This is a genomic window from Dyella sp. EPa41, assembly GCF_016586165.1.
In the GTDB taxonomy this organism is placed as follows: domain Bacteria; phylum Pseudomonadota; class Gammaproteobacteria; order Xanthomonadales; family Rhodanobacteraceae; genus Dyella.
On sequence record NZ_BCPR01000005.1, the window covers coordinates 46,109 to 65,215 of the forward strand.

A 19,107-nucleotide genomic window follows, 5' to 3' on the forward strand; every position below is an offset into this window, starting at 1 on the left:
AGCCGCAACGAGGGCCAGTGCTAACAGTGTCGAAGGCCATGAGGGACTACGTGACATGACTGCTGATCTCCATGCTGGCGTGTACGCGGCATGGTCAGCCCCTCCAGGGATGGGGTCTTGGATAATCAAAGCAGCCGTAGAAAAAAAGTGCGCCCGGGATGTTCGTTACCCCGGCTTCCGCGAAAAGCTGGCTCGATAGGCACCTGGCCGTACCCCCATGCGCGTGGTAAAGGCGCGCGTGAAGTGGCTTTGGTCCGCAAACCCACAGGCTAGCGCTATATCCGCCAGCGATCGGGCAGGGTCACGCATCAATGCGATGGCGTGATCGACGCGTTGCGCCAAGAGCCACTGATGCGGCGACATGCCGGTGCTGCGCTTGAATGCGCGCACAAACGTGCTTGGCGAAAGGTCACATGCCCGTGCCAGCTCCACCAGCGGCACACCATCGGCCAAGCGGCTACGCATCAACTCCTTGGCGCGGCGCTCTTGCCATGGCGCCAGGCCACCGCACGGCCGGAGGGTCTTGACCACCTGGATTCCGCCATACGTGGCGACCAGATGGCTGCGCAATGCCAGCAACATATGGTCGACGAACGTCTGGTTGGTGTGCTGCTGCGCGTCCAATGCGGGCAATAACGCGTAACCAATGTGGCGTATGACCTCATCGCCCAGGAACGCGCCACGGGGCCAATGCAGGTCGCGCACGGAGGGAGTGCCGTCATCCCCAAGCTCCGCAAGGGCTTCACGCGGAACATAGAAGAAAAGGTCGTGAAACGGCTGATCGGTGTAGCAAACCGGATTGCATTCCAGGTCATACAGGTGCGTGGTGCCCGGCGCTATGGGTTTCACCGGAATCGAATGCCCGTCTTCCCATAACTCGTGACGAGCGATGCCGCGCATCTGCAAGCCGATGAGATAAGCACTTTCCGCCGCGATCGGCTCGGTGAATCCGAAATCGGGCTCATCGCACAGCAGCTCGGTCACGATAAGGCTCCCGCGCTCTGTTTGGCTGCTTAGCGTGGGAGGTGTTTCAAGATTGAAACTGCGGCCAAGCCTTTCACCGTAAGCTCCTCGAGCCATGCAGTGCGCCTCCGGACTGATATCGTGTCACGCGAACCGAGCCAGAATCAGCGAACTTTAAACGAAGAAACGAGCCGGCGCCCCCAACCATAAGACTTACTTGCACCCGTGGGCGCCTACGTATTTGCCGTGGGGTCCAGGTCCGGTCGCCAGATTTGCAGAGGCCAGGACCGTCCCTATGCCAGGTCCGCCGAGAGTCGGGAACGATCCCTTTCAGAATACGATCGGTAGCGTCCAACAGGAGCCCCCGGCCCCTGTCAGTACCGGTAGCGTGTTCAGCGCCCGCCGGAATCGATGTTCAGCCCGACCGGAATCCACGCGACGCGCACGCTCAATGCCTCGACCGCCCGCCGCTCACTTCGTGCCAACCCCGGAAACGCTCGCCGCATAAGGAAGCGAAAACGCACCACCCTTCATGCCAGGGCAATCACATCGCCTGGCCATGGCCGCGGCCGAAATAGGACTGGGCCTCCCACGTCGACATGGCGGGCGCGAGATAGTGGCCCTGCAGGAGGTCGCAGCCGAGCCGGGTGAGCAGCGCGGCCTGCTCCTCCGTTTCCACGCCTTCGGCCGCCACATCCATGCCCAGTTGGTGCGCCAGCGCGATGATGGTGCTGGCAATGGCGGTGTCCTTGGCGTCCCCCGGCAGCCCGCGCACAAAGCTCTGGTCGATCTTCAGCTTGTCCACCGGGAACTGCCGCAAGTACGAAAGGCTGGAGTAGCCCGTGCCGAAATCGTCGATGGACAGCCGCACGCCGAGGCCGCGCAGCGCGGCCAGCGTTTCCTGCGTACGCGTGATGTCTTCCATGAGGGAGCTCTCGGTCATCTCGATTTCCAGCGTCGACGCGGGCAGGCCATGCCGGCGCAGCATGCCGGCCACGCTGTCGGCCAGGCCGGGGCGCTGCAACTGCTGCGCCGACACGTTCACGGCGATCACGAAGCGGCCATGCCCGAGGTCCAGCCAGGCACGCGCCTGGCGACACGCGGTGTCGAGCACCCACACGCCGATCTCGGGCATCAGGCCAAGCGCCTCGGCGATGGGAATGAAGCGCGCGGGCGACAGCGGCCCGAACTCGCGGGAGTGCCAGCGCAGCAACGCCTCGAAGCCGACCAGGGCAAGCCCATCCGCCCGGTGTTGCGGCTGGTAGTAAAGCTCCAGTTCGTGGTTGAGGAGCGCGTCGCGCAGGTGCGAGCCGAGCGCCACGCGATCCTCCAGCTCCACCATCTGCGCGGCACTGAGTTCGGTGACCTGGTCGCGGCCATCCCGCTTGGCCTGGATCATCGCCGCCTCGGCGCGTCGCAGCAGGTCGTCGGCGGTTCGTCCATGTTGGGGGTAATGGCTGACGCCCACGCTGGCGGTCAGCAGCAGGCGATAGTCGAGCCCTTCCAGGGGCAGGGCCACGATGGTCCTGAGGCGCTCGGCAAGCGCACGCGCCTGCCGCGGATCGCGCCCCTCCACCGCCATCACGAACTGGTCGCCGGCCATGCGCGCGAGCGGCGAGTGCACCGGCAAGGCGGCCTGGAAACGCATGGCCAGGCGCTTGAGCACCTCGTCCGCGGATAGATGGCCAATCGATTCGTTGACCATCTGGAAGCGGTCCAGCCCGATGACCATGGTGGAGAGATGCTCGGGCATGGCGGCCAGCATGGCGGCCAGGTCGCGCTCGAACAGGGGGTGATGCGGCAGGCCCGTGACCGCGTCGTGCGACGAGGCATGCGCCAGCTTCTCTTCCACCAGGCGTCGCGCGGTGGCATCGCGCGCCACCGCGTAAAGCTGGCCATCGGGCGCCGCGAAGGACACCCATTCCAGGGTGTGGCGGTCACCATCCCTGCACACGCAGCCGGTGACGAACTCGTGGGCCGTCTGCCCCTGATCGTTGAAAACGGCCCCCTGCTGTTCGAAGCCGGCGCCCTGCTCCACGGGGAAAAGCTCACGGTAGCTGCGACGCTTCAGCTCGTCGCTGCCGTAGCCGGTCAGCCGCTGCAACGACGGGTTGAACTGGATGAGCCGGCCCGTTGCCGGATCGATGATGCAGAACAGCTCCATCGACATCTCGAAGAAGCTGTCGCGCACGCGCAGGCGATGGATGAGCCTGGCGCTTTCGATCGCCACGCTGGCGACCGGCACCATCTGGTCGATGCTGTCCAGCTCATCCTGGCGCGGATAGCGCGGCTCGCGGAAATACACGGCAAAGGTGCCGAGCACGCCGCCGTCGCTGCCGAAGATGGGCGTGGACCAGCACGCCTTCAGCCCGTGCGCGAGGGCGAGCGATTTGTAGCCGGCCCAGTAGGGGTGCGTCTCGATGTCGGCCACCACCACACGCTCGCGGCGCCACGCCGCAGTGCCGCAGGAGCCGCGCTCATCGCCGATTTCCAGCCCGCTCAACAAGGCGCTGTAGGCCGGCGGAAGGCTCGGCGCGGCACCGTTCATCACGTGCGCGCCCGCGTCGTCCAGCAACAGGATGGAACACAACGCGCCCGGGTTGAGCGCCTCGTGCAGCAGGGCAATGCGCGCCAGGCTTTCCGCCAGCGGATGTTGTGCCGCGATGCCCACGAGGATGTCGTGCTGCCCCTCCGTCAGCTGCTGCGCGCGCCTGTGCAGCGTGATCTCCTGGCAGGTCACCAGCACGCGCACGGCCTGGCCGCGCTCGTCGAGCTGCACGAGGCCACGATTCATCAGCGCCCGTAGCGACCCATCGGGATGGATGAAGCTTCCCTCGAACTCAAAGGGCTCGCCGCTTTCGCGCGCCTGCTCCAAAACCCGGGCGATGCGGGCCTGGTCCGCGGCGTGCTGCAACGACAGATAGTCCGCGAAGGACAGCTTGCGCCCGCTCCCGGGCAAGCCGTAGATATGACAAAGCTCCTCGGACAGCACGACCTGGCCGCTATCCATGTGCCACTGCAGGCTTCCGACGTGGGCCAGCTTCAGCGCCCAGCCCGGCTCGCCAGGCAATGCCTCCGGCGATCGCCCGGCAAGCGCCTCCGCCCCCGGGCTCGCCTGCGCGGGGCAACCACTCCCGCCCCCGGAGACAACGGCCTCCGTCAGGCGTCCAGACGCCTGTTGGAGTTCATCCTCGCCCGGTGTACTCCCCATAACGGCCCGGCCCCCGAAACAAGACGGCTGGCTGACCGGCTCAGGTTACGCCCGTCCGATACGCCGGTCCAATGCTGCGCTTGCCGGCCCCGATGGCGTGGCCATGACCGGGGTGCCCTTCGATGCTCGGGACCCAGGACAGGAACATTCCGCAACCAGCGGACGCAATACCCACCCGCTCACCGGGAAGATCGCCTTGCCTTCCGCCCCGCCTCGACACGCTAGGAAGAGAACGTGTAACTCCGTATATGCATGAACTCGGCGATGGAACCGCCATCCTGCTTTTTGCGTATCAGCACATCCACATCGAGGTCGACTTTTGTGGGACACACGACCTGCTGCTTCTTCTTGCAGCGGTCGCTTACTTCGTGGAAGAACGCCACAACGCTCTGGTCGCCGTGCGTTCTCAAGGGGTGCTCGACATCCAGCGTCTTCTGCTTGTCGCAGGTTTCATCGAAGAGCGCCGAGTAATACATCTCGTCCGATTTGTAGACCGCCTTCAGACGAACCACCTTGCCCACGTACGCGTTGGGATGCCCCCTCACGGCACAGATGGTCTCCACTGGCGCATCCGTGGCGGATTCCGGTGCACCAGGGGCCGACGATGCGCGGCATGCCTGCGCCGGAAGCAGGCAGAAAGCCATCAAACACACGAAGATCCTGGTGATCATGACGCTGCCCCTGTGTCTGGCGGTCGTTCCAAAGATGGACCGATGCTTCGGCAACATCATCGAATGGTTGCTGCGTCCACTTCAAGCCAAAGCCAAGGTCAAAGGCGCGGGAAGTTGGCGGCCCGCTCCAGCATGACCCACGGAATGCCGTCTCAAGGCACGGCCAGCATCGCGATGAATTGAAGTGGTCAGCACCTCGAACGACCGAGCGAATCGCCCTTCCCTTTTCCCATGGAACATTTGTCGGGCGCCACGTTCATAGCTTGAGCGGATGAGCGAGAGGTTGCATGGGAGATGAAGAGTGTTTGGATCATCGGATGGATGGCACTCGTGGCGTGCGCTGACACGCTCGCGGCCGCGACGATGGAGGCGTCATCTCCAAAGCCGGACCAAGAGGTTCTGAGGACGATATTGGCGCTTCAATGCGAGGAAGCGGATGCCATGGAAGTCATCCTTTCGTCCCGGCCGTTTTTCCCCAAGGTTGCCCGAACGGATTTGCTCAATCCATTTGGAGACTTGACCAGCACCCTGGTTCCACCATTGATCCAGCGGACACGCGACACGCGTTCACTGCCGGAGGGCATCACGTGCGGCGCAATCCACCGGGTGGATGACCAGCGCATCGCCAAGGCATTGACGACGCGCGCACCGGCTCCCCCCTATCCAGTGGCGACGGGCGCTCGGTTGCCCATTGCACCAGGATCGGCCTTTGGTGAGACCTTCCCCACGGCCTCATCGCTGCTTCGAATCAGCATGCCGGCCTATTCCGCCAGCGGTGACGTGGCCATGGTCTATACGTACGAGCAGTGCGGCGGCGATTGCATCTATGAGAACTACTTCGTCGCCCGATACATAGAGGGCCATTGGCGCGTGATCCTCAACAGAAGGTCGCACACCTGGAACTACGATCCACCCGTCCAGAGCAAGTGAGGCGCGCAGAGCGCGCCTCACTTTGGGAAGGCCGGAAGTCAGGCCGTGCAAACAAAGAAGTGGCTTCCGTAGGGCGTTTGGAAGCAGAACCCGCGGCCAAAGGGCACAGTGAATCCGTAGTACGGGTTTTCACTGTTGCTGGCGTTGTCCACCGACAGGCCGTAGTAGAACTCGCCGCCTGAAACCAATTCGCACTGACTCATATCGATTTCTTTCATGGATACGTCTCCATTGCTATGCGTGTGAGCGGACAACCCCGCCCAGGTCTAGACGCCCGCTAGCTTTACGGCGTTTGATAATCAACGCTGGTACGCGCGGCTATGGCCAACCTATTCGCCAACTGAAAACTGACGTACGGTCGCGGGCCGTCTGACCTTCGTTTTATCGGATCCACGAAAGAATGAGCATAAGAACATTCTTAAAAGTACGACCATTGAGCGATCACTGACAGCAGACCAACAGCATGCCGATCAGGCTGGGTCTACGCCCACGGATAAACAAGGTGAAGGTCTACGCAAATCGCGTGCTGCCGACGGCCATCTCGGCTTGGCCCGATGCCGACGACCATTACGTACATATCTGAAGATCCGGCATCGCCACCATGGCCTTTTCCTCAAATGGTGGTTGGCGAATCGCGTGAGCGGCTACAAAGATCCGCTAGTCAACGCCAGGAGGCGGACGGTCTTTCGGGGACGGGTACAGGCATGTGGGGATGCATTTGCCCTCGCGCGCCAGGTCGTACCGCGCCTGCAATGCCAGCCAATAGAGCGCGGAGGTGGGCAGCACCGCGGCAAGCCGCATGGCGTACCGTGGCGTTATGCGCCGGGTGCCGGTGATGACCTCCTTGATATGCACCGCCTGGATGCCCGTACGGCGCGCGAGCTGTGCGGGATTCATCGCCTCGGGGCGCATGTAGTCGTTCAACAGCACCTCGCCGGGCGAACGCAGGCGGAATGCCGGATCCACGCCCAGGCATGGCGTGAGCTTGATGAGTTCCATGGACTTACCTTCCCTGTCGGACACGCCCGTAGAACGGGCGGGTGCTTACGACCATTCGCGTCAGTGAATGCCTAACGGCCATGTCAGCGATTGCCATAGTTGCGGCGCATCGCCATGGCGGCCGATGCGCTGCGGGGTGGCAATCATTGGACGGCGGGAGGATTCACCGGAGCCTCGTGAACGAGCAGCCTGGCGTACTGCTGCAGGCATTGGATGGCCGTGCCGAAACTGGCGATTTCAGCCACGGAAAGCGGCCACGCCAGCGGTCTGCCGGCGTAACCCCGTACCTGCGCCAGGCGGCATCGCTCGCTGTCGATGCGCAACCGCGTCAGTGCCAACACCGCCAGGGCGATGTCGGCACGGGTGCCTCGACGGAAGGTTTCAGGCCACGCCACGCCCGTAGGAGAAAGGTCATCGGGCGGGCCAGTGAGGGTGTCGTCAGCGGGAACTGACGAGCGAACGCGTACCGTATGATCGCGGTTAGCCATGATCAACCTTGGTCGTTGGTAATGGTCAGCGGGTCGTGGGTGTTAACGGCACTCACGGCCCGCGCTTCATGACTTTGATGTCATGGTCACTCGCGAAGCCTTCCAAATTGACCGCGCGAATGACCTCTCGAAACTAGCGATCGGCACGCATATCGTCTGTCAGGCTAGAGCCAGATGGACGTACGCCTAGCAGAATGTGGCGGGTGCGCGAATGCTGGTCGGACTGCGTGTCAGTGATGGACCACAGGTGGAATGCGAAGACGGCGTGGATACGGAGCTTTCCAACCTCGCAAGTATCCAGCCGTTGAACGAAAAGAACAGCCAAGGTCTGCAAACGCCAACGCAGGGCTCAATTAACCAACTAGTCCGAACGCATCCATGAGACGTTCGATCGTATGTGGCCACGAGGCCACAGTTGGTTTCGCTACAGAATTTTGGTTGCCGAACAGGCCCGGCTCGCGGATAGCCTTAGTCTCTGGAACGGTGGCAAGCCACTTGATCGGCACGAACACCTCCATCGTTTCGGAGCTATCGGCATGACCGCGTATCACCTCGTTCACGGTGTCCAAGTCGATATATCGGCATCGACCTTGCTTCGTATCGACGGTGAAATCCAGTGCGGATGTTGGCTCACCCGTTACTACTCCGACGCCAAGATACCCGACGCCTGGTCGGTTAACCCATACTCGAGCGCCCGGTGTCAGTAGGTTCAAAGTACGCGTAAACCAGTGTCCTCCACCGGCGCTGATAAAACCGTACCTGCAAGCGTCATCCCATGAGCGAGCGGCATCATTGCCATAATTGGCGTAGAACTCACCGTTCCAAGGTACCCGTTCGCGACGCGCATCGTTCTCAACCAATTGCTTGTCCCGCACCTTGACCTGGAATTCTTCGGCCTCCCTCAAAGGGATGATCTGATTGAAATCCAACAGCAATCGATCGCGCACTTGGTATGCGTTGACCCTGAAGCAGGTGATATCCACGCGTTTGTCGCGCAGCCACAGTACGGAACTGGTGAGCTCGCGCGAGAAGTCCTCAGAAAAGAGGATGATGCGCACATCTTGGGCGAAATCATCTTCATTGGGTTCGCTCCATCGGAGGAACTCCAGCAGCATGTCCTGCGCGCTGGCTCCAGCGCTAGGACCAAGAAAAATGCGATATGCATCCACGGCCTGCGCAAACGTCATAGTAGACACCATCGCCGCGTAGCGGATGGACTGTAGATCCATGTGGTGGCCAGTGTCGCCACGTTTGAGTTCGATCACGACCAAATTGCCCATGCGGTCGACAGCAAGCAGGTCCACCCTGCGTTTCGAGTCGTCCCAGTCTCCAAACTCTTCCGAGATAACCAGAAGATCTGGTAGGAGCTGAACCAGGTGCGCGCGCAGCAGTCGTTGCAGATCGCGTCGTTCGCGAATTTGCGCATCAGCCAGGCTAGTGGGGACGAGCCTGGAAAGACGGTCATCGACGACTTCAAAGAATGCCATGGACAGTTCTCCTTGGAGGGCCGGCTACTGATCGCTAGTCCGCGGAAGTCCTGCTGCAACCTCGCGGAATGAAGCCAGCGCCGATTCCAGATGCTCCATGATTTCCTGTGCCAGCACGTCCGGCGGCGGCAGGTTGTCGAGGTTGTCGAGGCTCTCGTCCTTGAGCCAGAAGATGTCGAGGCTGGCCTTGTCTCGGGCGATCAGGGTTTTGTAGTCGAAGTATTTGAAGCGCTCGGTTTCCTTGCGCTTGTGGCGATTGGCTGGGTGATAGCAGGCGATGAAGTCCTGCAAGTCATCGCGCTTGAGCGTTTTGGTTTTCAGGGTGAAGTGTTTGTTGGTGCGCAGGTCGTAGATCCACACGCCCTTGGTGTGCACTTTACCGTCCTTGGGCTTGTTATCGAAGAACAGCACGTTCGCCTTCACACCCTGCGCATAGAAGATGCCAGTGGGCAGACGCAGCAGGGTGTGGACGTCGCAGGTTTCCAGCAGCTTTCGGCGGATCTTTTCACCAGCACCACCTTCGAACAACACGTTGTCCGGTAGCACCACGGCGGCCTGGCCGGTGGTCTTGAGCATCGAGACGATGTGCTGCAGGAAGTTGAGTTGTTTGTTCGAGGTGGTCTGCCAGAAGTCCTGGCGCTCGTAAGTCAGCGCGTCGCGGTCTTCCTCGCCGTCCTCGTTGGTGATGGTCATGCTGCTCTTCTTACCGAAGGGCGGATTGGCCAACACGTAGTCAAAGGTCTTGTACGGCTCTGAGATCAGCGCGTCGGAGCGTTCCACCGCAGGGGCTCCGTCCAGCTCGCCGATGTTGTGCAGGAACAGGTTCATCAGACACATGCGGCGCGTGCTGGGCACGATCTCGTTGCCATGGAAGGTCTCGTTTCGGAGAAAGCGCGCCTGCTTCCGGTCCAGGTGCATGCCCGGCCGGGTTAGCCAGGCATGCACGCCTAAGAAGAAGCCGCCCGTGCCGCAGGCCGGGTCCGCCACGGTCTTCAGCGGCTCGGGGTTCACGCACTCCACCATCGCCTCGATCAGCGCGCGTGGGGTGAAGTACTGGCCTGCGCCGCTCTTGGTGTCCTCGGCGTTCTTCTGCAATAGGCCCTCGTAGAGGTCGCCCTTCACGTCGGCATCCAGGCTCAGCCAGTTTTCGGCGTCGATCATCTGCACCAGCCGGCTCAGTTTGGCTGGGTCCTGGATCTTGTTCTGTGCCTTGAAGAAGATCGCGCCCAGCATGCCCGGCTCTTCGCCCAGCTTGTGCAGTACGGTGAGGTAGTGCGCTTCTAGCGGCTCGCCGGTCTTGTTACGCAGCGTGGTCCAGTTACAGCTGCGCGGAATGTGCGTGTCGCGGTTATGCGGCGGCTGGGCGTACTCGTGCGCCAGCTTGAGAAACAGCAGGTAAGTGAGCTGTTCCAGGTAGTCGCCGTAGCCCACGCCGTCGTCGCGCAGGGTGTGGCAGAAGTTCCAGATCTTTTGGACAAGGGTGTTGGAATTCACAACATACTCCGTAAAGGCCTTTCGGCGAACTCTCGTTCATCTGCCGATTGGCCTCTGATATTGAAATTTTCTTTATGCGCCCTTACCCTAGCGCGTAACACGGCCCCCGCCTCTACGTCGAAAGATGCACGCGGGGGTTCTTTTTTGTCCGGAATCACCACCAGGACTCCCACTTCGGCGGTGTGCCCATGTCGATCACAGATCGTGGCTGCGCCACGCGCTGTTCAGGGAACGACCGGAGGTGCTCGGCAAGTCGCACATGCCATGCCGTGCCGGGGCAGATCCGGCGAACCATGTGCCGGCAGATGGCGAGCAGCAGGAACGGCTTGGCAAGCAGATCGTTGTTGCCCGCGAATGCATCGCACCAGGCGATCTCTCCGTGCGCAGGCAGCTTGGGTTGCTCCACCACATTGCGGTTCCATAACCGGCTGTGATGCGCCACCAAGTTGCGCAGGTAGCTGAGTGACCGCAGCCACGACTGGAACACCTTCCAATCGACGACGCCATACTTGGCGGCAATTTTCATCTGGTCGGGCACCTTCATCATGGCGAACAGCTGCGACATGGTGCCGAAGTCCCACACCTCGATGGCGACCCAGATTGGCAGATCCGGGCCGTGCTTCCGGTGGTAGTGTTTGACGAAATCCTCTTTAGAGCGCGCGACGAGCTGCTGGTAACGGTCGCGCCACGCCGCATGGGCCGTGCGGCCATCGCGTTGCAGTTTACCGGCAAAGCCGGGGTGCAGTTCAGCCGGGTCGAGGTGGGCGAACGTGTTGCGTTCACCCAGCAAGTAGGCCATATCCACGCGCAAAGCCACCTCGATGCGTTCCAGCGCATCCAGGGTGATCAGCCGCAGCTTCTTGTCGAACAAATACAGGTTTACCGCTTCGACAAAACGGGTTCCATCCTGAAATGCGTCGGTGCGCTGGTGGGTGATCCGGCCGGTGTCTGCCTCCTGCTGCATCGACCAGATGCGGAAGGGGTACCAGTAGGCGCTGAGCCGGTAGTAGCCGATTCGCGACAGGTAGCTGGCCGCTGCCGCATCGTCGTCGACAGCCATACCGCGTGCCTTCAGCAGTTGCAGTTGATCCGCGAAGCTCTTCCATGGTCGTGCGTAGTTCATTCGTGTGCCTTGGCTTCGCGGCCGCGCTTCCGAGTGCTGGCCTGACCTATCGCTGCGCGCTCGGTGCGGATGCGCTCCAGTAGCGCGCTGGCGGGCTCGTCGTTAGGGTCCTGTGGTACCAGCTGGCCGGCGAAGGCGGCTTTGAGGATGTTTTCCGTTGAGCTGCCGCTTGCTCCAAGCCTCGCTCGATCATCGCTTGCTCATGAAATGAAGCTCGCAACTGGTCATCTAGGCGAGAAATGATTTCTTGCTGCTCGTCGTGAGGAGGCAGTGGCACTGTAAGCGCGGCAAGCTTTGAACCATTTACGTTTGCCTGACCCACCTGCTGAGTCACGACCTCCTTGATCCATGCACGCCCGTAAGCTGAGTTGATGAATGCGGAGAGAAATTCCGGAGAGCACGAAGGGGTGAGCTTCACTCCGATCAGGTAGGAGGCGTAAGAGCAGGGTGTGATCTCAGAGCGATACACCGCCGTCTTGCCAACCAGTTCGGGACTGTTAGTGCGATTGAAAAGCAGGTCGCCGTCTTCTAATAGGAGGTCCGGGAACTCTTGGTGATCCTTCGGAAGATATTTCAGATTGTTCAGGTCAAGCCTGCCGTATTGAATGTTTCCCATCCGAAGGACAGGAACGCCGGCATCTTCGCTCGTCTTAGAAGACGAGCCGTATTTTTGGGCGATCGAAATTTGATCTACTGTTGCCCATGCCCAGCTTGGAGGCAGTGCGAGGTCATTTTCGTGGGAGGGTTCAGTCGGTTCGGGGTATTTGGCCTGCCAGCCCTCGGGTGGGGTCTTGCCTTGCTCGGCGTACTTAGCGAGTTGCTTGGCTTCCCAGCGGGCGCGGCGTTCGGTGAGGATGCGTTGGAGCAGGTCGGCGCCGGTTTCCTGGGGTTCGCCGGCGCTAGCGGCACGCCAATCGGCGGTAAGGACTCCTTCCACTGCGGCCTTTAGCAGCGACTGGCGGTACTGCGCCAACTTGCGCTGAGCTGCCTTCAGTTCGGCCACGCCGGCGTCGAGGTCGGAGAGCAGTTCTTCGAGCTTCTCGGTGATGCGGTTTTGTTCTTTACTCGGTGCGACCATGAGTGGATAGGCTGCAAGAGCGGGACCCTCGATACTTGCGACCGTCGTTCCATCTTTTGAGCAACGATCGAGAATCTCACGTTCCTTGGCGATGAGCTGCCATGCAAGGAAGCGAGAATTGACGCCGCTTGCAGGCACAAAAGCGCGCATGTCTTGATTGATTGTTACCGGCGTTTTGTTGATTGCCACTGGCAATGTGCGTGCCAGAATTCCCGAGCGCACCACTACTAGCACGCTGCCTTTGGGAATCTCCGTCAAACGATCAAGCGCCTTCGTTGTCACGGTATCTTCGGTGGCGTCGATCACGAATACCTTCATATCTTTAGGTGATACCCACGGAATGCTTCCGTCGGTCCAATACGAAGGGTCACTCTTTGGTGGCGTCCCACCACCCGATGCCGTGGCAATGTTCATCACCGTCGCCACTGACCAACCTCTCGGGACAACAACTTCTTTCAAGCCACCAACTCCTCATTCATTTCCGCCAGCAGCCCGTCGAGCTGCTCGCCAAATACTTGCCACGCCTTCTGTAGTCCGCCTTTGGCGGCGAGCTGGGCGTAGTCGAAATCCTCACGGCTGATGGCACAGCTGGATGCGATGTGGTCTTTGATCAGCCGCAGCCACTCGGTCTGCTCGGGGGTGAACGAGGTGGCGCGCTGCGCATTGTGCCGGAAGATCCAAGCCTGGAAGCGCTTATCGACGCTGTCGGCGAAGGGCTTGAGCTCTTCGTCCATCCCTAGTGCGAAGCGCACCAGTGCCACCAGATCGGTAAGCTGGCGGCGGGTGTCGACACCTTTCACCTTGCTGGCCTGCACGCGGGCGTAGGCAGACCATAGGCGCTCGGTGGTGAGTATCAGCGGCGGGCGACCCAGCGCCTCGTGCAGGTCTTCGATCATGGTGAAGGTGAGCGGGCGGCGCTGGTAGGGCTGGGCGTAGAAGAAACCCAGTGCTGCGATCTCGTCCTTGTGCTGGGTGAGGTAGTCAGCAAAGGCCTGCACGGCAGCCTGCGCCTTCGCCTCGGCCTGCGCGCCGTAGCCAGAGAAGGTGACCTGATCGAGGTTGATGTGGTCGATTAGCTGCTCGTGTTCGCGGCGGGCGGTTTCGAGCGCGATGCGCAGCGCCGGGTCGTCGAACGGCTGGCAGGCGGCGGTGATGCGGCGCTCGCGGGCGGCATCGAGTTCGCCCGGGGCGAGCGTCTCCTCGCTGCGGGTGATGCCGGCAGCCTGGGCGGCGTCCAGCGCATCGGCGACCACGCGGTCCGGGTCCACCGCTTCGATCAGGCCGCGGGCCAGGTCGCGCAGGCTGAGGCCGTTTGCCTTTTGCGTGATGCGCGCCTGAGCCTTGTCATCCAGTTGCTTAGCCATGCGCACCAAGCGGTTGCCGAGGCTGAGCACGGTGTCCTCGTCGCGCCCGCCGACGGCGATGCTCTTGAGCAATTGCTCCAGGCTGGCGCCGGGTTTTTTCTCCAGCGGGCGGCTTTCGGTCTTGAGGGACTTTTCCACGCCCACGGCGTCGATCAGCACGAAGCGGGTCTTGGCGCTGTCGGCGCTGCCGCTGACCTTTTTCAGCGACTCGTAATCCAGGCTGCGCACGCCGCGGCCTTTCATCTGCTCGTAGTAACCCTTGGAGCGTACGTCGCGCATGAACAACAGCACTTCCAGCGGCTTCACGTCGGTGCCGGTGGCGATCATGTCAACGGTGACGGCGATGCGTGGGTGGTAGTCGTTGCGAAAGTTGGAGAGCACCGTGTCCGGGTCGTCCTCGGCCCGGTAGGTGACCTTTTTGCAGAACGCGTTGCCCTCGCCGTAGACCTCGCGCACGATCTGGATGATGTCGTCGGCGTGGCTGTCGGTCTTGGCGAAGATCAGCGTTTTGGGCACCTCCTGCCGGCTGGGGAACAGTGCGTTTTCTACCGCGCTCTTCATGGCCTGGATCACGGTGCGGATTTGGCTGGGGTTGACCACGGAGCGGTCCAGCTCCTTGCCGGTATAGTCGGTATCTTCTTCTGTTTCGGCCCAGCGCTTCTTGCGAGTTTCGCGATGGCGGTGGTCGACCCATTCCTTCGCTTTGACCTCTGCGCCAGCTTTGGTGATCTGTGTTTCGATCTCATAGACGTCGTAGCCCACGTTGACGCCGTCGATCACCGACTGCTCGTAGCTGTATTCAGCCACCACGTTCTCGTTGAAGAAGCCGTAGGTGCGCTTGTCCGGCGTGGCGGTGAGGCCGATGAGGAAGGCGTCGAAGTAGTCCAGCACCTGCTTCCACAGGTTGTAGATGCTGCGGTGGCACTCGTCGATGACGATGAAGTCGAAGGTCTCGATCGGCACCGCAGGGTTGTAGCGCACTTCGCGCGCCAGCTTGGCGTCGGGTGGCAGCTCGGCCAGCGAGATGTCCTCAGCGGAGTCGTCAATGGCCTCGCCGGAGAGGATGGAATACATACGCTGGATGGTGCTGATGCACACCTGGGCATGAGGATCGATGCGACTGGAGGCTAGACGCTGCACGTTGTACAGCTCGGTGAACTTGCGACCGTCGTCCGGTGGCGTGTAGGCCATGAACTCCTGGTGCGCCTGCTTGCCGAGGTTACGGGTGTCGACCAGGAACAGGATGCGCTTGGCCCCACCGAACTTGAGCAGCCGGTAGACCGAAGTGATGGCGGTGAAGGTTTTACCGGCGCCAGTGGCCATATGCACCAGCGCGCGTGGCTTGGCCATCGCCAGCGACTTTTCCAGCCCGGTGACGGCGCCGATCTGGCAATCGCGCAGGTTTTCGGCGGGCAGTGGCGGTATCTGCGTCGCCAGACGCTGGCGCAGCGTGGTGGGCTGTGCGGCCCATTCGGCCAGCGTGCGCGGCTGGAAGAAGTGGAACACCTCGCGCGCACGCGGGCGCGGATCGCCAGCATCGGTGAAGTGGATGATCTGGCCGGTGCTTTCGTACAGGAAGCGCAATGGCGCGTTGTTCTTGCGCCACTTGAGCTGGGAGCCGGCGTAGCGCTCGGTCTGCTCCTCGTGCACGGTGAGGTTTTCGCCGGACTCGTCGCGTTTGGCCTCAATGACACCGACCGGCTGGCGGTCCACGAACAGCAGGTAATCGGCCGGGCCAGTATCGGTGGGGTATTCGCGTACCGCGATACCGCTGGCGGCGCCAAGGTTGATCGACTGCATTTCCTGGATGTCCCAGCCTGCGTCCTGCAATTTTCGGTCGATCTTTTCCCGCGCGCGTCCTTCCGGCGTCATTGGCGGCCCTCCCCCATCACCGTGCTTGGTTTCGACTCCCGTCGAGTTTAGCGCGGAGCAAGACCATAGGACGTCGCGCTGGCTTCGGGTATTGCGCCGATTTCAAACCGGACTTGAACTTCCCACCATTGGGGGCAGAGTGGATCTTCCGCTGATTTCTCGATTTGCGCCTGCTTAAAATGCGTGCTCTGGCCTATATTCGGCTCATGCGGTGAGCCGAATAGCCCGCCTATTCGGCTCACCCTCCCCGTTGCTCAGCCGACCTACCCCACAGATAGTCATTCAATGCCCAGCTCACCTCGTCCAGGTAACCGTCTGGCGGCTCACCAAAGCGCGGCCCACCGAAACCACGCTATTGTCCATGCCCCGATGAACCCCTAGCGGATAGCCCGCTTGGCCATACTCTCCACCAGCGCATCGGAATCGATCACGCTGGTATTGCCCAGCATGATGATGGTGATGTCCTGGTCCATCACGTGGAGGAACTGCGCCTGCGTGCCCATGATGAGGCCGGGGCGTTTGATCACAGGGTGTTTGGTGCCCTTGGCGGTGAGCTGGTAGGACCACAGGCCGTCGCCGTACTCGTCCAGCCCGGGTTTGATCATCTGTTGCAGGGTGTCGGGTGCGATCAGCCGGCCGTTGAACAGGGCGTGGGCGAACTTCAGCAGGTCACCCGTGGTGGCGTACATGGCGCCGGCGGCGTACCAGTTTTCCGGGTATACCGGCAGGTCGCGGGAGAGGATCTTTCTGTCGCCGGGATACCAATAGGTGTCGGCGAGGCGGTCCACGATATCGCCGTGATGCAGCACGCCGCTGTCGATCATGTGCAGCGGATCGAGGATGCGCTCCTTGAGCACCTGCTCGTAGGGCTGGCCGTACAGGCGCTCGATGATCTTGCCGAGCACCACGTAGTCGGCGTTGTTGTAGTTGAACTTTTGGCCGGGGGTGCTGATGAGCTTGCCGCGGCTGAACTGCGCCAGCAGTTGGTCGCTGGTGTGCGGCAGCTGGTAGATGGGCATGCCCTGCTTCAGCGCGGTGGCCTGGTCGGTGACGCCGTCGTAACTCGGCAGGCCGGAGGTGTGGTTGAGCAGCTGCTGGATGGTCACCTTGGTGCCCGCCTCGCCCGGATAGTCCGGCAGGTAGGTCTTGATGGGCTTGGCCAGGTCGAGCCTGCCCTGTTCCACCAATTGCAGGATCAGCACCGAGGTGAACAGCTTGGTGACCGAGGCGATCTTGAACTTTGTCTGCGGCGTGTTGGCAACGCGCAAGGGGATGTTGGCCAGCCCGTAGCTTCTGGCCAGGGTGGTGCCGTCGTGCCACTGCACCAGGATGGAGCCGCTGTAGTGGTGGGCATTGGCGTACTCGTCGACAAAGCCGGCCACGTCGTCGACCTGGGCGAACAGATGGGCGGACCACAACAGGCAAACCATCGCGACGATGCATCGCATAACCCACTCCCCGGGCTGGACACGGCGGGCGAATCGGCGGTGGCATGCCCGGCGTCGGGCCGCGCGATTCGGTCGATCCGTCGAGCTTAGCCAGCCGGGGCACGGGCTCCAGGGCTCGTGCGATGAAAGCGGCCATGGGGCGACGAAGGGGGCGGTGGCGGGGATGAAATGGCCGGGGCCTGCTCGCTCATTACGGCTATCAATGAGGGGCTATGGCTTTCGGGTTTCGGCGCTCGGGGGGCTTCTGGTGGCCGTCGGAGACGACGTTGGCGACGTCGTGGGGATTGGCGCCAGCAACGACTTGCTTTGCTCAACGCTTCAACCGCGTAGCCGTCGATGTCCGGCATGGCACTTAGAGCCTGGTCAAAATCTTGGTGTGGCCGGAGAGCACCCCTCCCCAACCCTCCCCTGCATGCAGGGGAGGGGGCAGGAGCGCGCGTGTTTTGATTCCTCTCCCTGCGTGCAGGGTGAGGGCCAGAGCGCGCGTGTTTTGACTCCTCTCCCTGTGTGCAGGGGAGAGGGCCAGAGCCCCCTCCCCAACCCTCCCCCTGCATGCAGGGGAGGGGGCAGGAGCGCGCGTGTTTTGACTCCTCCCCCTGCATGCAAGGGTGAGGGCCGGAGCACGCATGTTTTCACTCCTCCCCCTGCCTGCAAGGGTGAGGGCCAGAGCACGCATGTCTTGACTCCTCCCCCTGCGTGCAGGGGGAGGTTGGGAGGGGGTGGCTGGGGTGACACCGGGATGTTGAACAGGCTCTTAGCCCCAGCCGCCGGGTCAGGCGGCTCGTCATACCTGGCAGGGAATCAACGCCCGACAGGGCGTACGTTTACCCCAGGGCGGAAGCGGACAACGCCGCCGCTAGAACGATGTCGTGAGTCGCGTCAGCCACTCGGGGCTGATGGAAAGCACCAGGGCTTCGAAGCGGCGATCCAGCCCGGTCAGCACCATGACGCCGATCAACACGAAGCACACGCCCAGGACGCTTTTCGCCGCGCCGCCGACGGACATCAGCACGCCTCGTGCGCGCGTCATCGCCGCGCCCGATACGGTGCTCAGCACCAGCAGCGGCAGGCCTGCGCCCAGCCCGAATGCCAGCATCAGCAGCGCTATTTGAGCGAGGTCTCGGCCTTGCGCGGCGAGCGTGATGGCCGCGCCCAGCGTCGGGCCTACGCACGGGCTCCACACCAACCCCAGCAGCAGCCCGATCAGAAACTGGCTGAGTCCACCCTCTCCATGCACCCGGCCCAGCGCATGCTGGCCCTGGTTGCCCAGCCGTGCCGTGGCGCGCGCGAAGATGCGCTGCAGGGGCGGCACCAACATCACCGCGCCAAACACCACCATCAGCGATGCGGCGATGGTGCGCAGCATCGCGGCGTCCAGCCCGATGGAGGCGCCCAGCGTGGCGATGAACGTACCCGTGAGCGCGAACGACAGTGCCAGGCCCATCGCGAGCATCGCGCCGCCCCACCAGTGTCGCGACAGCGCCGACGCAAGCAGGATGGGCAAAATCGGCAACACGCAGGGCGACAGCAAGGTCGCCATGCCGGCGAGGAAGCCGAGTGCGTAGGTGCCGGCACCGAAATCCATCAAAGTGCCTGTTCCAGTACCGCGCGAATGGCCGGCTCGGCGGTTTGCCCGGTCGAGCGGGTCACTTCATGGCCCTGCTTGAACACGACGAAGGTGGATTGCTGCGAGACGTTGAGCGATTTCTCCAGCGCGGTTTCCTTGTCGAAGTCGGCCACGAAGATGGTGACGTCGCTGAGGCGAGGCTCCTTCGAGAGGCGATCGACGATGGGCTGCTGCGCACGGCAGGTGGGGCACCAGTCCGCGTGCAGGTAGACCACGACGGGTTTGCCTGCCGCCACGGCCTGCGCGTACTGGGCCTGGTTGAACGGCATTTCGTCGGCCGTGGCCGCGCCGGCCATCGCGAGCAACAGGGTCGCGGCGATGCATCGGTAGGTACGGGTTGTTTTCATGACGG

Annotated in this window: 16 protein-coding genes; 2 read left to right on the plus strand and 14 right to left on the minus strand. The window is 62.2% G+C overall.

Features of this window, described 5'->3' with window-relative positions; translation table 11 throughout:
* Window positions 1-165: 165 nt before the first annotated feature.
* The 3 genes from JMF82_RS03055 to JMF82_RS03065 form a co-directional block, all read right to left on the minus strand.
* Complete coding sequence (locus JMF82_RS03055; protein WP_236585270.1) at window positions 166-984, minus strand: AraC family transcriptional regulator; 819 nt, start codon at window positions 982-984, stop codon at window positions 166-168.
* 523 nt (window positions 985-1,507) lie between these two features.
* Window positions 1,508-3,973, minus strand: a complete 2,466-nt coding sequence (locus JMF82_RS03060) for an EAL domain-containing protein (protein WP_201313067.1) — start codon at window positions 3,971-3,973, stop codon at window positions 1,508-1,510.
* 422 nt (window positions 3,974-4,395) lie between these two features.
* Window positions 4,396-4,845: a hypothetical protein gene (locus JMF82_RS03065; RefSeq protein WP_201313068.1), complete on the minus strand. Its 450-nt coding sequence runs from the start codon at window positions 4,843-4,845 to the stop codon at window positions 4,396-4,398.
* On the opposite strand from JMF82_RS03065, the gene JMF82_RS03070 reads away from it, so the two are divergent.
* Together JMF82_RS03070 and JMF82_RS03075 are read left to right on the plus strand one after the other, a co-directional pair.
* Window positions 4,838-4,981: a hypothetical protein gene (locus tag JMF82_RS03070; protein ID WP_201313069.1), complete on the plus strand. Its 144-nt coding sequence runs from the start codon at window positions 4,838-4,840 to the stop codon at window positions 4,979-4,981. The genes JMF82_RS03065 and JMF82_RS03070 overlap by 8 nt on opposite strands.
* A gap of 305 nt (window positions 4,982-5,286) precedes the next feature.
* Window positions 5,287-5,775 carry a hypothetical protein gene (locus tag JMF82_RS03075; protein ID WP_201313070.1) on the plus strand — a complete coding sequence of 163 codons (489 nt, stop codon included), beginning with the start codon at window positions 5,287-5,289 and terminating at the stop codon, window positions 5,773-5,775.
* 38 nt (window positions 5,776-5,813) lie between these two features.
* On the opposite strand, the gene JMF82_RS03080 is transcribed toward JMF82_RS03075, so the two are convergent.
* The 11 genes from JMF82_RS03080 to JMF82_RS03130 form a co-directional block, all read right to left on the minus strand.
* On the minus strand, window positions 5,814-5,993 hold the full coding sequence (locus tag JMF82_RS03080) for a hypothetical protein (protein ID WP_201313071.1): 180 nt from the start codon (window positions 5,991-5,993) through the stop codon (window positions 5,814-5,816).
* A 439-nt stretch (window positions 5,994-6,432) separates the two neighbouring features.
* Window positions 6,433-6,774: a HigA family addiction module antitoxin gene (locus JMF82_RS03085; protein WP_201313072.1), complete on the minus strand. Its 342-nt coding sequence runs from the start codon at window positions 6,772-6,774 to the stop codon at window positions 6,433-6,435.
* Between the two features lie 143 nt (window positions 6,775-6,917).
* A complete protein-coding gene (locus JMF82_RS03090) occupies window positions 6,918-7,262 on the minus strand; it encodes a hypothetical protein (protein WP_201313073.1) in 345 nt (114 codons plus the stop codon).
* Window positions 7,263-7,615: 353 nt separating this feature from the next.
* A complete protein-coding gene (locus tag JMF82_RS03095) occupies window positions 7,616-8,749 on the minus strand; it encodes a hypothetical protein (RefSeq protein WP_201313074.1) in 1,134 nt (377 codons plus the stop codon).
* A gap of 24 nt (window positions 8,750-8,773) precedes the next feature.
* Window positions 8,774-10,243: a class I SAM-dependent DNA methyltransferase gene (locus JMF82_RS03100; protein WP_201313075.1), complete on the minus strand. Its 1,470-nt coding sequence runs from the start codon at window positions 10,241-10,243 to the stop codon at window positions 8,774-8,776.
* Window positions 10,244-10,397: 154 nt separating this feature from the next.
* The gene (locus JMF82_RS03105) at window positions 10,398-11,366 is read right to left on the minus strand and encodes an Abi family protein (protein ID WP_201313076.1); all 969 of its coding nucleotides are present in this window, start codon (window positions 11,364-11,366) and stop codon (window positions 10,398-10,400) included.
* A gap of 46 nt (window positions 11,367-11,412) precedes the next feature.
* A complete protein-coding gene (locus JMF82_RS03110; protein ID WP_201313077.1) occupies window positions 11,413-12,903 on the minus strand; it encodes a restriction endonuclease subunit S in 1,491 nt (496 codons plus the stop codon).
* Window positions 12,900-15,680, minus strand: a complete 2,781-nt coding sequence (locus JMF82_RS03115) for a type I restriction-modification enzyme R subunit C-terminal domain-containing protein (protein WP_201313078.1) — start codon at window positions 15,678-15,680, stop codon at window positions 12,900-12,902. Before JMF82_RS03115 ends, JMF82_RS03110 begins: the two co-directional genes overlap by 4 nt.
* A 377-nt stretch (window positions 15,681-16,057) precedes the next feature.
* Window positions 16,058-17,128 (minus strand): serine hydrolase domain-containing protein, encoded by a 1,071-nt coding sequence (locus JMF82_RS03120; protein ID WP_201313079.1) that lies wholly within the window; start codon window positions 17,126-17,128, stop codon window positions 16,058-16,060.
* A gap of 856 nt (window positions 17,129-17,984) precedes the next feature.
* On the minus strand, window positions 17,985-18,713 hold the full coding sequence (locus JMF82_RS03125; protein ID WP_201313080.1) for a cytochrome c biogenesis CcdA family protein: 729 nt from the start codon (window positions 18,711-18,713) through the stop codon (window positions 17,985-17,987).
* A complete protein-coding gene (locus tag JMF82_RS03130; protein ID WP_201313081.1) occupies window positions 18,713-19,102 on the minus strand; it encodes a thioredoxin family protein in 390 nt (129 codons plus the stop codon). The genes JMF82_RS03125 and JMF82_RS03130 overlap by 1 nt, the downstream gene beginning before the upstream one ends.
* Window positions 19,103-19,107: the final 5 nt, after the last annotated feature.

Excerpts from the sequence above, each read along its gene's own strand:
- JMF82_RS03090 (WP_201313073.1), bottom strand. The coding sequence starts at position 7,262 with ATGGCTAACCGCGATCATACGGTACGCGTTCGCTCGTCAGTTCCCGCT.
- JMF82_RS03060 (WP_201313067.1), bottom strand. The coding sequence starts at position 3,973 with ATGGATAGCGGCCAGGTCGTGCTGTCCGAGGAGCTTTGTCATATCTAC.
- JMF82_RS03105 (WP_201313076.1), bottom strand. The coding sequence starts at position 11,366 with ATGAACTACGCACGACCATGGAAGAGCTTCGCGGATCAACTGCAACTG.
- JMF82_RS03065 (WP_201313068.1), bottom strand. The coding sequence starts at position 4,845 with ATGATCACCAGGATCTTCGTGTGTTTGATGGCTTTCTGCCTGCTTCCG.
- JMF82_RS03075 (WP_201313070.1), top strand. The coding sequence starts at position 5,287 with ATGGAAGTCATCCTTTCGTCCCGGCCGTTTTTCCCCAAGGTTGCCCGA.
- JMF82_RS03130 (WP_201313081.1), bottom strand. The coding sequence starts at position 19,102 with ATGAAAACAACCCGTACCTACCGATGCATCGCCGCGACCCTGTTGCTC.
- JMF82_RS03115 (WP_201313078.1), bottom strand. The coding sequence starts at position 15,680 with ATGACGCCGGAAGGACGCGCGCGGGAAAAGATCGACCGAAAATTGCAG.
- JMF82_RS03085 (WP_201313072.1), bottom strand. The coding sequence starts at position 6,774 with ATGGAACTCATCAAGCTCACGCCATGCCTGGGCGTGGATCCGGCATTC.
- JMF82_RS03125 (WP_201313080.1), bottom strand. The coding sequence starts at position 18,713 with ATGGATTTCGGTGCCGGCACCTACGCACTCGGCTTCCTCGCCGGCATG.
- JMF82_RS03080 (WP_201313071.1), bottom strand. The coding sequence starts at position 5,993 with ATGAAAGAAATCGATATGAGTCAGTGCGAATTGGTTTCAGGCGGCGAG.
- JMF82_RS03120 (WP_201313079.1), bottom strand. The coding sequence starts at position 17,128 with ATGCGATGCATCGTCGCGATGGTTTGCCTGTTGTGGTCCGCCCATCTG.
- JMF82_RS03095 (WP_201313074.1), bottom strand. The coding sequence starts at position 8,749 with ATGGCATTCTTTGAAGTCGTCGATGACCGTCTTTCCAGGCTCGTCCCC.